This window comes from Streptomyces flaveolus, from assembly GCF_000716535.1.
Lineage (GTDB): Bacteria > Actinomycetota > Actinomycetes > Streptomycetales > Streptomycetaceae > Streptomyces > Streptomyces flaveolus_A.
Genome location: NZ_JNWV01000056.1, coordinates 1 through 13886, shown reverse-complemented (window position 1 = coordinate 13886; position 13886 = coordinate 1). Strand labels below are relative to the sequence as shown.

Below are 13886 nucleotides of genomic sequence, written 5' to 3'. Positions count from 1 at the left end.
GACGGCTGGAGCGGTGGGGCGAGGGCGGTGAGGTGGCTCGGCTCGGCGTGCGGCCGCGGGTCCGCGAGGGCTGATCGCGCAGTTCCCCGCGCCCCTGGGGGGAGCCGCGGCGCCGTCGGCGGCACGGTGCCGGCGGGGGAGCCGACCCCCGAAACCCCCGTGCCCCATCCCGCACCCCCCGCCACAATGACCGGGTGCGGTACAGAATCCTGGGCGTGACCCAAGCGACGGACGACCAGGGCACCCCCGTACCCATCGGCGGCCAGCGCCTGCGCACCCTTCTCGCCGCCCTCGCCCTGCGCCCCGGCCGGACCACCGCCCCCGACACCCTCGTCGAGGAGATCTGGGCGGACGACCCGCCCCAGGACGCCCCCGCCGCCCTCCAGGCCCTCGTCGGCCGCCTCCGCCGTGCCCTCGGCCGACACGCCATCGCCTCCACCCCCGGCGGCTACCGCCTCGAAGCGACCGAGGACGACGTGGACCTCCACGTCTTCGAACGCCTCACCCACACCGGCACCCAGGCCCTCACCGCCGGCGACCCGGCCACCGCCCACCGCACCCTCACCCGGGCCCTCGCCCTCTGGCACGGCCCCGCCCTCGCCGACCTCCCCGACCGCACCGCCGCCGCCCGCCCCGAGGCCCTGCGCCTGGAGGCGACCCGCGCCCGCGCCGCCGCGGCCCTGGCCCTGGGCCGCGCCCAGGAGGCCGTACCGGAGCTGCGGGAACTGACCACCGCCCACCCGTACGACGAGCCCCTGCACGCCCTCCTCATCCGCGCCCTGCGCGACACGGGCCGCCCGGCCGACGCCCTCGCCGCCTACGAGTCCGCCCGCCGCACCCTCGCCGACTCCCTCGGCACCGACCCGGGCCCGGAACTGCGGTCCCTGCACGCCTCGTTGCTGAAGCAGCAGTCACCAGACGTCCCCGAACCCCCGGCGCACCCCGCGCCCCCGCAGCCCCCCGAACGCACCGGCAACCTCCGCCCCCGCCTGACCTCCTTCGTCGGCCGGGAACCAGAACTCGACGCCATCCGTTCCGACCTGCACAGGGCCCGCCTGGTCACGCTCACCGGACCGGGCGGCTCGGGAAAGACCCGCCTCGCCGAGGAGGCCGCCGCACCGCTCCCCTCGGCCTGGCTGGTGGAGCTCGCCCCGCTCGACCGGCCGGAGGCGGTGCCCGGCGCGGTGGTCAGCGCGCTCGGTCTGCGCGAGACCGTGCTGCTGACCAACGAGCTGGCGACCCCGCAGGCCGATCCCACGGCCCTGCTGATCGAGTACTGCGCCCCGCGCAGCCACCTCCTGATCCTTGACAACTGCGAGCACGTCATCGGCGCGGCAGCCGCCCTCGCCGAGACCCTCCTCACCCACTGCCCGGGGCTCACGATCCTCGCGACCAGCCGTGAACCCCTGGGCGTCCCGGGTGAGTCGGTGCGCCCGGTCGAGCCCCTCGTCCCGGAGCAGGCGCACCGCCTGTTCGCCGAGCGCGCCAGAGCCGTCCGTCCCGACGCCGACGCGGTGCTCGGCGACACCGGGGCTGTCGCGGAGATCTGCCGCCGTCTGGACGGGCTGCCGCTGGCCATCGAGCTGGCCGCGGCCCGGCTCAGGCTGCTGACCCCGCGGCAGATCGCCGACCGCCTGGACGACCGCTTCCGCCTGCTCACCTCCGGGAGCCGCACGGTCCTGCCCCGCCAGCAGACTCTGCGCGCGGTCGTCGACTGGTCCTGGGAGCTGCTGGACGAGCGGGAGCGGACGGTCCTGCGCGAGGTGTCGGTGTTCGCCGGCGGCTGGGACCTCGCGGCGGCCGAGGCCGTGTGCACCGGCCCGGCGGCGGACCTGATCGGCGCGCTGGTCGACAAGTCCCTGGTGGTCGCCGCCCCGCACGACCCGGATGGCTCCGGGACCGGCGCCGGCATGCGCTACCGCATGCTGGAGACCATCCACGAGTACGCCACCGAGCGCGCGGCCGAGGTCCCCGGGCTGCGCGCGGCGGCCGAGCGACGCCACCGCGCGTGGGTGCGGGCGCTGGTGGAGGAGGCGGAGCCGCGGCTGCGGTCGGCGGACCAGCTGCCCTGGATCGCCCGCCTGGAGACAGAACTGGACAACATCCGCGCGGCCCTGGACCGCGCGGTCCGCGCGGGCGACGAGGCGGAGGCGGGCGCCATCGTCCTGGCCACCGGCTGGTTCTGGTGGCTGCGCAACCACCGCCAGGAGGCGGTGGCCTGGGTGCGGCTGGTGCTCCGCCTGGGCATCGCACTGGACACCCTGCCCGCGGGCGCGCCGGCCGACGAGGTGAGGGCCCGGGCGGAGACCGTCGACCCGGTGGGCGCCTTCCTCGCCACCCCCGACGGCGAGGCCGGGCATCCGCTGCGCGAGCTGCGGATGGACCTGCGCATGCTGGACCTGTTCCTGACCGCCGAGACGGGCACGGAGACCGTCGCGGCCGACGCGCGGGCCCGGGAGTACCTCGCGCGCGTGCGGGCGGCCTATGAACGCGGCGGACCGCAGGCCGCCCGGCTCCCGGGCATCGTCTGGCCGCTGACCTCCTACTACCTGGGCGGCCCGACGGACATCCGCCCGCAGATGACGGAGTGCGTCGCCAACTGCCGCCGCTACGGCGGCGACTGGGAACTCGGCGTCGCCCTGATGTACCGCGCCCATGTGACCGTCGACTCCCCGGGCAACCTGCGGGGCGTCGACGAGGACCTGGCCGAGCTGCGGACGCTCAGCCGGCACGTCGGCGACCGCTGGATGCGGGCGCAGGTGTGCAGCGCGGCCGGCGAGGCGGCCATGACCCGGGGCAGGTACGACGAGGCGCGCGGCGAGTACGAGGAAGCGCTGCGGCTCGCCTACGAGGTGGGCGCCCACGCCGAGTCGCCGTTCCTGATGGCCCGGCTCGCCGAGATCTCCTACCGCTCCGGCGACCGGGAGGCCGCGCTGGCCGCCCTGGACGAGGCGGGAGCGGCCGCCGACCGGTACGCGGTACCGGAGTCCCGGGCCTTCGTGCTGCTCCTGCGCGCCCACATCGCCCTGTACGACCACCAGCACGCACACGCCCGCGAGCTGTACGAGGCGATCCGCGCGGTGATCCGGGACGGCACCCCGCCCCCGCAGTTCGTGGCGGCCCAGCGGGTGGTCGAGGCGCTGCTCGCGGCCGACGAGTCGGGGCCTGTGCATGGGCTGCCGATCATGGCGGAGGCCCTGCGGGAGGCCGTGGACCACCAGTGCGCCGAGTCGATCACCGCCGGTCTGGTGGACGTGGCGGCCGGTCTGCTGGCGCGGCTCGGCGATCTGCCGGGCGCGCTGCGGCTGTTCGCCGCCGCGGACCACTGGCGCGACGGCCTCGACCGGCCCGAACCGGAGCGCGGCGAGGCCGCCCGGGTGCGCGCCCGGGCCCGCACGGTCCTCCCGGCCGACCGTTACGCCGCCGAGTGCGCCAGGGGTGCCTCCTTCGGCGTGGCGGACGTGCTGCGCGAGCTGGGCGCCGCGGCGGCGGCCGGCGCGGGAGCCGGGGGCGGCCCGGCTACCGGCAGGTGAACCGGGACTCCGCCCAGTCCGCGAGTGCCGCCCGGTCGAAGGCGTTGCTGTGCGGTTCCGTCACGAGCCGTACGGTCGTGCGCCCGGTGAGGTCGACATGGACAGGGACGGCCGGGTCGCGGCCCTTGACCATGCCGGACCGCCACAGCCGGACCCCGTCGGCGTAGACGGAGAAGGAGACCTTGCCGAGGCCGAGCGTCATGTCGTCCACGCCGGCCAGCGCGTCGTACGCGGTGCACTGCCGGTTGAGGGCGACGGTGACGGAGGAGTCGCCGTGGACGGTGACCCCGCGTGCGTACCGTTTGCCGTCGACGGACATGCCGTACCGCTGCCACACCCAGGTGCTCTCGCCGAGCGTGATCTCGGGCCGGGTGCCGTCGCCGACGACGTCGAAGCGCAGCTCGCTCAGCTCGTAGACGGTGGGCGCCGGGGGCGGAGTGGGCGTCGGGGTCGGAGTGGGTTTCGGCTTCGGCTTCGGCGTGGGGGTGGGTGTCGGTGTCGGGGTGGGCTCGGGGGCGGGCTCCGCAGGGGGTGCTGGGGGTGCCGGAGGTGCCGGGGTGGGCGCGCGGGTGGGTGTCGGCGCCGGTTCGGGTGCGAGGACGACGGGCTTCGGCGGGGGCTTGCGCGCAGGCGGTGCGGGCGTGGGCGTCTCGGGCCGCACGGCCGGCGCGGACACGGACGGGGAGGGGTCCGGGGCCGGCTGGGCGACCTCCTCGGCCGGACGGCCGTCGTTCACCAGGGCCAGCGCGACCGCGGCGGCGGCCACCGCGACGACACCGGCCGCGATGCCGGCCTTCACCGGCGCCCCGAGCCCCTCGGAGGCCGCGGCCCCGCCCGCGCCGCTCGCCCTGCCGGACGAGCCACCGGCCGCGGCGGCGGCACCGGCCGCCCCGACCCCGGCGCCGCCGGCCACGATCCCGAGGGCCTTGGCGTACCCGGCGGCCCCGAACCAGCCGATGACCGCGACCGGGACGACAGCGGGGATACCGCTCGCGACCTCTTCGATCTGCGCCGCCGCCAGCCGGCACTTGGCGCACTCCTCCAGGTGTTTGCGCAGGCCCCGCTCGGCGCGGACGCGCAGCTTGCGGCGGGCGTAGCCGCCGAGCTGGTCGGCGTAGCGGGCGCACTCCTCGTCGTGGGAGAGGGCGGCGCTGACGTGGGCCTGCAGATACGCCTGCTTCAGCCCCTCGCGCGCGCGGCTGGCGAGCACCCGGGTGCCGTTGGCGTCCAGCCCGAACAGGACGGCCACCTCGCTCGGGGACTCGTCCTCCACCTCGGTGTGCCACAGCACGGCCTGCCAGCGCTCGGGCAGTGAGCGGAAGGCCCGCATGGCCATGGACTGCTCGGCCTCGTGCAGGGCGCGCACGTCGGCGCCCAGACCGAGGCCCGCTCCGGAGGAGCCGATGAACGCGGTGTCGTCGGAGGCCTCCGCGGCCCGGGCGGCCTGCTGGGCGAAGACGGCGAAGTCGTCGACGAGTTGCTCCCGCCGGGCGGATTTCGTCCAGTGGGCGGCGACGCGTCGGACGGAGGTCAGCAGATAGGCCCGTACGGCGTGTTCCGGCCCGGACCCTCCCCGCACCGCCTGGAGCATGCGGGCGAACACCTCGGCGGTGAGGTCGTCGGCGGTGTGCCCGTCCCGGCAGCAAGTGCGGGCGTAGCGCCGTACCGCGTCGGCGTGCCGTCGGTACAGCTCCTCGTAGGCGGAGTCGTCACCGCCGCGCATCCGCTCGATCAGCTCGGCGTCGGCGGGCGGCGTCCCCCGGGGAGGCGGCAGCCCGCTTCCCTCGCGCTGGGCCGGCACGTTCCCGTCGCGGGCCCCGCCGGAGAAGGCCTGGCGCCCCCCCTGGTGCGGCACCTGGGGTGAGGTCAGCCCCCGGGACTCCGCGTCCCCGTCGCCCCCGCGCGATTCGTCCCACCCGTCAACGCCCATCGCGGACAGCCCCCGACCCCGGCTCAGCCCAACCCGTCACGCCTCAGCCTGCCACACCGAACTCCCCCCGAGCCCCCGCGCACACCCCATCCACTCATCCGAGCGCACTTACCCCCACGACCCCCGAACACCCGTCGAACACACGGACGTTGAAGCCGACGCGTGGGGCACCCGACGGAGAGACAGGCGCGGGTCAGGGTGGGTGCCGGCAGAGACGAGTGGGGCGCTCGGTCAGTGGGTGCCGACAGGGGTGGGCAGGCACCCGGTCGGAGAGGCGCCGACAGGGGTGGGCAGGCACCCGGTCGGAGAGGCGCCGACAGGGGTGTCGCGAGGCCCAAGGAGCGCCGGGCGAGCCGGGTGCCGGGTGTGCGGCGACGAGAGGGGCACAGGGCCGACCGGAGAAGCGCCCGGGCCGAGCCGGTGCCGGCCGCAGCAGGCCCCGCGAGGGGCTGTGAGCCGCCGCACCCCGGACCACCCGTCACGGCGCCCGCCGTCAAAGGCCGGGTCCACCGCTCGCCCGGAGGCTGGTGGACGGCTCGCTGCCGCGGCCTCACGAGCCACGACGTCCCGGCGGCAAGGCCTGCCCGCCCTCCACGCCCCCAAGAGCCCGCGCCTCCGCAACCACCGACCGCGCCAGGCCCCCGCGGTCACCGACGGTGCGTCGGCCGCACAGCGGCGGTCCGCGGCCGCCGGCGGCGCATCCGCCCCGGAGGGGTCACCGGCACCACCCGATCGCGACAGTCGTACGGGTGGTGCCGGTGCACAACGGAACGCCCCCAAAGGCGAAACCGGGGCTCGTCTAGGCCCGGGACCGCAGCCCCTCCAGCAGGATGTCCAGCAACCGCGCGGACGCCGCCGCCTGCTGCGCCGCATCCGGCAGCGACGGCGCCGCCGTGGCGATCACCAGCAGCACGTCACCCACGGACACGTCCGCCCGCAGCTCACCCGCCGTCCGGGCCCGGTCCACCAACTGCCCGACCACATCGAGCAGCGCCCCGGCCCCGGCGTCATCGGCCACCGCGGCCTCCTGCGCCACGAGCCGCAGCTCGGCACTCCCCGGCTGCACCCGCTGCTGAGGCACCCGAGCCTCCTCGGCGGAACCGGAGGGACCCGCGGAACCGACGGAGCCCTCGGCCGGCCCCCCGGAACCCACCCTGAGCACCTGCGGCGGCAGCAACCGCCCCGCCCCGGACGCCACGGACGTCCGCAGGAACCGCGACAGCGCCGACCACGGCTCGTCCTCCTGCCCGAGCGCCGCCCGCGCCTGCTCGGTCAGCCGAGCCGTCTCCTCCTCGGCGATCCGCCGGACCAGCACGTCCTTGCTGGGAAATCGCCGGTACACCGTGCCGACCCCGACCCGGGCCCGTCGCGCCACATCTTCCATCGGCGCGCCGTACCCCAGCTCGCCGAACACCTCACGCGCCGCACGCAGCACGTGCTCCAGGTTGCGCTGTGCGTCCACCCGCAGCGGGGTCGTCCGCGCGTCCGCGCGTCCGCTGCCCACCGCCGCGCTCATCGCCTTGCCGCCGGGCGCGACGGCAGCTGCCGATGCCCAATGCGTGTCCTGAACATGCATGTGTTTCCCCCGGTAATGACGTCTCCCCCCGGAGACTCCCCGCCACTGAACGCGAGGTGCGCGGAACTGGCATCGGTCCCGACCGGATCCGCCCGTCGCGGACCCGTTCGACCACATTCCCTACACCCCGTCGACACACGAACATAGTTGAGAGGAAGTCAATTCAGAAGGGGCAGGTTCCGCACAGTGCGCCCCCCGATCGGAGTACGGGGTGCGTACGTCCCGATTGCCGCCCTTCGCACCCTGTCGCCCGCCCCCGCTGACCTGCCCCCTTTCGTCCTGCGCGGACGCCACGGCCCGCCGTGCGCACATCAGGCCGCCGGTCACACAAATTGCCGGGGCTGTGGACAAACAACAGCGTCGGGTGCGTCATGGGATGGTGAAGGAACGTGCGCGCATTCTGGTTGTCGGCGGCGGCTACGTCGGGATGTACACGGCCCTGCGCCTCCAGCGGAAGCTGAAGGCCGAGCTGAGGAGAGGCGAGGTCGACATCACCGTCGTCACTCCCGACCCGTACATGACGTACCAGCCGTTCCTCCCCGAAGCCGCCGCGGGCTCGATCTCCCCGCGCCACGTCGTCGTACCGCTGCGCCGCGTCCTGGACCACTGCCACGTCGTCGTCGGTGAGGTCACCTCCATCGACCACGCCGTACGCACCGCCGCCGTCACCACCCTCGCCACCGCCGAGGAGGGCAGGACCGCCGAACTCCTCGGCTACGACGAACTCGTCCTCGCCCCCGGCTCGGTCTCCCGCGCCCTGCCCATCCCCGGTCTCGCCGAGTACGGCATCGGCTTCAAGACCGTCGAAGAGGCCATCGGGCTGCGCAACCACGTCATCGAGCAGATGGACATCGCCTCCTCCACCCGTGACCCGGCCGTCCGTGACGCCGCCCTCACCTTCGTGTTCGTCGGCGGCGGCTACGCGGGCGTCGAGGCCCTCGGCGAGCTGGAGGACATGGCCCGCTACACCGCGCGGTACTACCACAACCTCCGCCCCGAGGACATGAAGTGGATCCTCGTGGAGGCCACCGACCGCATCCTCCCGGAGGTCGGCCCCGAGATGGGCCGCTACACCGTCACCCAGCTACGCCGCCGCAACATCCAGGTGCTGCTGAACACCCGCCTGGAGTCCTGCGCCGACCGCGTCGCCGTCCTCAGCGACGGCCAGCGCTTCCCGACCCGCACGGTCGTGTGGACGGCCGGTGTCAAACCGCACCCGCTGATCGCCGCCACCGACCTGCCGCGCACCGACCGCGGCCGGCTCCGCTGCACCGCCCAGCTCACCGTCGACGGCACCGAGCACGCCTGGGCCGCCGGCGACGCCGCCGCCGTACCCGACGTCACGGCCGCCGAACCCGGCACCGAGACCGCGCCCAACGCCCAGCACGCGGTCCGCCAGGCCAAGGTCCTCGGCGACAACATCGTCCACTCCCTGCGCGGCGAGCCGCTGGAGACGTACGCGCACAAGTACGTCGGCTCGGTCGCCTCCCTCGGCCTGCACAAGGGCGTCGCGCAGGTCTACGGGCGCAAGCTGAAGGGCTACCCTGCGTGGTTCATGCACCGCGTGTACCACCTCAGCAGGGTGCCCACCGTCAACCGCAAGGCCCGGGTGCTCGCCGAATGGACCCTCGCCGGGCTCTTCAAACGGGAGATCGTCTCGCTCGGTTCGCTCGAACATCCCCGAGCGGAGTTCGAACTCGCGGCCGGTGGAAAGCCTCCTCACAGCCCCTCCGACGACCCGAAGGGGTCGTCCTGACCGGACTCAGGAACTTCACGGCCCGCCCCGGCGTCTGACGGTTGTCGCCCGCCGCGGCCCGCTCCCTGCCAGACTGCCCTACGACGTCGGACGGGCACCCGCCCGCCCTAGCACCCATGAGGCTTTCCCCAAGTGAACTTCACGCGCTGGAGCGCCCGGCTCCCCGGAACGCAGCGCCGCGCCGCCGCGCGGACCGAGACGGCGGTCTCCCCGGACCGGCGGGGGGAAGGCTCCGTGCCCGCGGCCCGCGCCGAACAGTCCGCCGACGGCACGCCCCCGGTACCCGCCGTCGACGAACTGCCCGCGCGTGACGTCCTGGACCGCGTCCCGGCCCTCGTCGCCCTCGTCCACGGCCCCGACCACCGCATCGCCTACGTCAACGACGCCTACACGACGGCCTTCGGCACCCGCGCCACCGGCGCGGCGGCCCGCGAGGCCCTGCCCGAACTCGCCGAACTGGGCCTGTTCCCGCTGCTCGACCAGGTGCTGCGCAGCGGCAAGCCCCGCACCCTGAAGTCCCGCAAGGCCGTGGACGGCCGCTCGTACACCTTCACCTGCACCCCGGTCGCCGAGGACGGCGACCGCGACGCCGGCGTGCTCGTCTTCGCCACGGACGTCACCGACCACGCCGAGGCCGCCGAGCGCCTGCGCGCCAGCGAGCGCCGCCAGCGCGAGACCGCCGTCACCCTCCAGCGCTCCCTGCTCCCGCAGGAACTGGAACAGCCCGACGACCTGCGCATCGCCGCCACCTACCAGCCCGGCGGCACCGAAGCCGCGGTCGGCGGCGACTGGTACGACGTGATCACCCTCGGCGGCGGCCGGACCGCCCTCGTCATCGGCGACGTCATGGGCCGCGGGGTGCGGGCCGCCGCCGTCATGGGCCAGCTCCGCACGGCCGTCCGCGCCTACGCCCGCCTCGACCTGCCCCCGCACGAGGTCCTGCAACTCCTCGACGGCCTCGCCGCCGAGATCGACGCCAACCAGATCGCCACCTGCGTCTACGCCGTCCACGACCCGAACGAGGGGCGCCTGGTGTACGCGTCCGCGGGCCACCTGCCGATCCTGGTCCGCGACGAGAACGGCACGGTCTCCCGCGCCGACGAACCCACCGGCCCGCCGCTGGGCACCGGCGGCTGGATGCACTCCTCCGGCTCCATCGCCCTCGGTCCCGGCTCCACGGCCGTCCTCTACACCGACGGCCTGGTCGAACGCCGCGACGCCGACCTGGACGAGGGCATCGCCGCGCTCGCGGGCGCCCTCGCCGGCGCCACCGGCACCCCGCAGGTCGTCTGCGACCGCCTGGTCCGCTCGGCCGGCGTCACCGCCGACCACGACGACGACGTGGCCGTCCTCGTCCTCCAGCACCCCGCGCGGACCGGCCCCGACGGCGACCTCTTCCGCAACGCGGCCCTCGAACTCCTCGGCGGCGTCGAAGCGGCCCCCCGCGCGCGTGCCTTCGCCTCCGGTGTCCTCACCAGTTGGCGCTTCCCCGCCGAGCTGCACGACCTCGGCGTCCTCGCCACCAGCGAGCTGGTCGCCAACAGCCTCCAGCACGGCACCCCGCCCATGCGGCTCCGCCTCCGCCGCACAGACCGCCGCCTCATCGTGGAGGTCACCGACGGCGACGACCATCTGCCCAGGCGCCGCCGCGCCGAGCCCGGCGACGAGTCGGGCCGGGGCATCGCCATCGTGGCGACGATCGCCTCCAACTGGGGCTGCCGCCGTACCCCCGGCGGCGGAAAGGCGGTGTGGTGCGAGTTCGTCCTGCCGAAGGCAAAGCACTGACCGGCTGCCGGAGCCGTCAGCGCGGCGATGCGGCCACACGCCCGCGCGGTGCTAGAAGCTGACCATGGCAGACGGATCCGGCGTACCGAGCGACGCACCCGAAGGCCCCGAGGGCTACGACACCTACTCCGCCCCGATCATGACGCCATTCGTCGGCGAGCTGCTGGACGCCGTGGACCTGCGTCCGGGGGCCACCGTCCTGGACATCGCCTGCGGCACCGGCTTCACCGCCCGCGCGGCGGCTGCCCTGGTCGGTCCCGCCGGCCGGGTCTTCGGCGTCGACATCGACGCGGACATGATCCGGGTGGCCCGGGACCGCCACCCCCGCCTCTACCCGGACATCGAGTTCACGGTGGCGTCCGCCGACCTGCTGCCGTACCCCGACGCCGGCTTCGACGCGGTCGTCTGCCAGCAGGGCGCCCAGTTCTTCCCCGACCTCGACGCCGCCCTCGCCGAGGCCGCCCGCGTCACCCGCCCCGGGGGCCGCTTCGCGGCAACGGTGTGGGCCCCCCTCGACCGCCAGCCCTACTTCCTCGCCCAGCAGCGGGCCGTCGAGGAGTACGGCGGCCCGGAGGCGCCCCGGCACTTCGCGCTCCCCTTCGCCCGTACCGCCGGGCAGCTCACCACCGCCCTGCGCACGGCCGGCTACGGCGACACCGCCCACCGCGAGATCACCTTCGGCATCACCCTGCCCCCGCTGGACCAGTACGTCCCCGCCCACCTGGCCACCCTCTGGGGCGGCCTGATCCGGGAGGCCGGCGGCGAGGAGGCCCTCACCCGGGCGGCCCGCCTGGTCCGCGGGCAGCTCGCCGACCGGGCCGGTACCGACGGCACGGCGACGCTGCCCTTCACGGCCGTCCTGGTCACGGCGACCCGCTGACCGGCACGCCCGGCACACGACGACGGCCGCCACCCGGAGGTGACGGCCGTGACGTACCGCGGGCTCACGCCTCCGCGGGCACCGGTCCCGTGGACGCCCCGCCCCGGGCGACCACCCGGGTCCCGCGGGCCAGCCAGGGCCGGTCCTGTACGGCGGTGAGCCGCCGCCCAAGCCTGAGCGCCAGGACGGTGATCCCCAGCGAGAACAGCAGGAAGGTCACGATGTACGGCCCGTGCAGCGAGGCCCCGAGCGGACCGCCCACCGCCGGACCGACGGCCAGCGCCAGCTGCTTCACCAGGGCGAACGCGGAGTTGTACTGCCCGGCCATGCCCTCCGGTGCCAGATCGGCGACCAGCGGGGCGACCGTCGGCGACAGCATCGCCTCGCCCAGTCCGAACAGCGCGTACGTCGACACGAACGCGGCCGTGGCCATCTCCTGGCTGCCGTGTCCCAGCCCCGCGTACCCGGCGGCCAGCCAGGCCACGGCCCAGATCAGCCCCACCGCGGCGATGACCCGGGACCGCCGGCGCCGCTCCACGAACTTCAGCACGGCGAACTGGGCGACCACGATCATCAGCGTGTTCGCGGCCAGTGCCGTACCCAGAGCGGACGTGGATATCCCGGCCGCCTCCACGCCGTACGCGCTCAAGCCCGACTCGAACTGCCCGTAGCAGGCGAAGAAGATCACGAAGCCCAGCACGGAAAGCTGCACCATCGCCCGGTTTCCGAGCAACTGCTTCCAGCTGCCCTTCGCCGACCCTGCGGGAGCGTCCGCCAGGTGCGGCGAGCGCGGCATCCGCACGGTCGCCAGCAGGCAGATCAGCAGCAGGAACATCGCGGCCTCGATCGCGAACAGCAGCGTGAAGGAGGACACGCGCGTGGTGTCGACGAGATGACCGCCGATGAGGCCTCCGACGCCCAGCCCCAGGTTCTGCAGGAAGAACTGCATCGCGAACGCGCGCGAGCGCGTGTCCGCCGAGGAGCAGTCCACGATCATCGTCGCCAGCGCCGGCTGCATCACGGCCTGACCGGCCCCGAGCGCCGCCGCGGACAGCAGCACGGTCGCGGACGTGCCTGCCAGCCCGAGGCTCAGCGCGCCCACAGCGGCGGTCACCAGGGCGGCGAGCAGGACCGGCAGCGGGCCGCGCCGCACGATCGCCCGGCCGGCGAACGGCAGCACGATCAGCGCGGCCACGGCGAAGACGGCGAGAACGAGTCCCGCCGTCATGGCTCCCAGCCCCCGCACCTGCGCCACATAGACGTACAGGTAGGGGACGGTGAAGCCGAGCCCGAATGCGCTGAGTGCGTTGCCCACGTGGATCCGGCGCATCGCTGCGCCCATCGCCCTGGTCACGTTCACCTCTCTCACTAGTTAGACCTGAAGACTTAGAAGCTAAACTTCAAGGCTAAAGAGTACATGGTCAAGGACTTCAAGGCAAAGGGCCTCCGTGCGATACTGCGGACATGGCCGACACTCCCGGCGTCACAGAGCCGACGCTCGAAGAACAGATCGCCGCCTACCAGCGCGAGTTCCAGGACCTGGACCCCCAGGTCGAGAAGATCGTGTCGGCGCTGTCCCGGCTGAACCGCCGGATGAACGTCGCCTACGGCCGCCAGACCGCCGCCCTCGGCATCAGCAACGCCGAGTGGGAGGTCCTCAAGGCGCTGGTCCTTTCCGGCGCCCCCTACCGCATGGGCCCGAGCGAGCTGGCCAAGCGGCTCGGCCTCACCCCGGCCGCCATGACCCACCGGATCGACCGCATGGTCGCCGAGGGACTGGTCACCCGGGAGCGCGACGAGTCCAACCGCGTCCGCGTCATCGTCGAGCTGACGCCCGAGGGCCGCGAGAAGTGGCTGGAGGCGATGCGCCTCGCGACGGTCTTCGAGGAGGACCTGCTCCAGGACCTCACTCCCGCGGAGCGCCTGGTGCTCGGCGAGGTCCTCACCAGGCTGCTGCGCCGGGTGGAGCACGCCCAGCCGGACGCCGGCGGCCGGCTCAGCGACCTGGACTGAAGGCCCCGTAAAAGATCTTGACAGCAGGCTGTTGACACGCCCCTGCTCGATCCGTAAAGTTCTTCGGGTTGCCGCGGAGCCGTAACGGTTCTCCGGTAGCACCTCAGCCGCCTCGAGCGGCACCACTCATACTTTCAGCACGATCCCTCCTTCGGGTTGATTTCGGCGTGCCCGAATTCAATTCGAATAGGGACTCGGCGGCCCGATTGGGAATCGCCGGGCGGATCCGCTAAGGTTTGAGACGTCGGAACGGCCCAACGGCCGGGAAGGCAAACCCCGCTGACTGGGGGTCAGACGCCGAAAGGATCTGATAGAGTCGGAACCGCCGGAAAGGGAAACGCGAGAGCGGGAACCTGGAAAGCGCCGAGGAAATCGGGTCGAGAAAAGATCTGATAGAGTCGGAAACGCAAGAC

Annotated in this window: 8 protein-coding genes; 5 read left to right on the top strand and 3 right to left on the bottom strand. The window is 74.1% G+C overall.

Translation table 11 applies throughout. The features are described 5' to 3' along the window. The first annotated feature begins 194 nt into the window (after positions 1-194). Positions 195-3533, top strand: coding sequence for a BTAD domain-containing putative transcriptional regulator (locus OO52_RS41310; protein ID WP_199820059.1), 3339 nt, complete (start codon positions 195-197; stop codon positions 3531-3533). Here OO52_RS41310 and OO52_RS41305 read toward each other — a convergent pair. Further along, the gene (locus tag OO52_RS41305; RefSeq protein WP_030656962.1) at positions 3520-5463 is read right to left on the bottom strand and encodes a sigma-70 family RNA polymerase sigma factor; all 1944 of its coding nucleotides are present in this window, start codon (positions 5461-5463) and stop codon (positions 3520-3522) included. The two genes, OO52_RS41310 and OO52_RS41305, sit on opposite strands and share 14 nt — an antisense overlap. Before the next feature lie 799 nt (positions 5464-6262). Continuing rightward, the gene (locus tag OO52_RS41300; RefSeq protein ID WP_030656960.1) at positions 6263-7039 is read right to left on the bottom strand and encodes a TetR/AcrR family transcriptional regulator; all 777 of its coding nucleotides are present in this window, start codon (positions 7037-7039) and stop codon (positions 6263-6265) included. 376 nt (positions 7040-7415) lie between these two features. On the opposite strand from OO52_RS41300, the gene OO52_RS41295 reads away from it, so the two are divergent. The 3 genes from OO52_RS41295 to OO52_RS41285 all read left to right on the top strand — a co-directional run bounded on the left by OO52_RS41295 (position 7416) and on the right by OO52_RS41285 (position 11460). Beyond that, the gene (locus tag OO52_RS41295) at positions 7416-8795 is read left to right on the top strand and encodes an NAD(P)/FAD-dependent oxidoreductase (RefSeq protein WP_030656958.1); all 1380 of its coding nucleotides are present in this window, start codon (positions 7416-7418) and stop codon (positions 8793-8795) included. 132 nt (positions 8796-8927) lie between these two features. Then, positions 8928-10580: an ATP-binding SpoIIE family protein phosphatase gene (locus OO52_RS41290; RefSeq protein ID WP_030656956.1), complete on the top strand. Its 1653-nt coding sequence runs from the start codon at positions 8928-8930 to the stop codon at positions 10578-10580. Between the two features lie 64 nt (positions 10581-10644). Further along, entirely contained in the window at positions 10645-11460 is an 816-nt protein-coding gene (locus OO52_RS41285) for a class I SAM-dependent methyltransferase (RefSeq protein WP_030656954.1), read from the top strand. A gap of 64 nt (positions 11461-11524) precedes the next feature. Here OO52_RS41285 and OO52_RS41280 read toward each other — a convergent pair whose 3' ends face one another. Further along, complete coding sequence (locus OO52_RS41280; RefSeq protein WP_199820072.1) at positions 11525-12802, bottom strand: MFS transporter; 1278 nt, start codon at positions 12800-12802, stop codon at positions 11525-11527. A 122-nt stretch (positions 12803-12924) separates the two neighbouring features. Between OO52_RS41280 and OO52_RS41275 the strand changes: the two genes are divergently transcribed. Further along, on the top strand, positions 12925-13473 hold the full coding sequence (locus OO52_RS41275) for a MarR family winged helix-turn-helix transcriptional regulator (protein ID WP_030656949.1): 549 nt from the start codon (positions 12925-12927) through the stop codon (positions 13471-13473). Positions 13474-13886 lie beyond the last annotated feature (413 nt).

Coding starts and splice junctions, on each gene's coding strand:
- OO52_RS41300 (WP_030656960.1), bottom strand. CDS start 7,039: ATGCATGTTCAGGACACGCATTGGGCATCGGCAGCTGCCGTCGCGCCC.
- OO52_RS41280 (WP_199820072.1), bottom strand. CDS start 12,802: ATGGGCGCAGCGATGCGCCGGATCCACGTGGGCAACGCACTCAGCGCA.
- OO52_RS41305 (WP_030656962.1), bottom strand. CDS start 5,463: ATGGGCGTTGACGGGTGGGACGAATCGCGCGGGGGCGACGGGGACGCG.
- OO52_RS41295 (WP_030656958.1), top strand. CDS start 7,416: ATGGTGAAGGAACGTGCGCGCATTCTGGTTGTCGGCGGCGGCTACGTC.
- OO52_RS41285 (WP_030656954.1), top strand. CDS start 10,645: ATGGCAGACGGATCCGGCGTACCGAGCGACGCACCCGAAGGCCCCGAG.
- OO52_RS41275 (WP_030656949.1), top strand. CDS start 12,925: ATGGCCGACACTCCCGGCGTCACAGAGCCGACGCTCGAAGAACAGATC.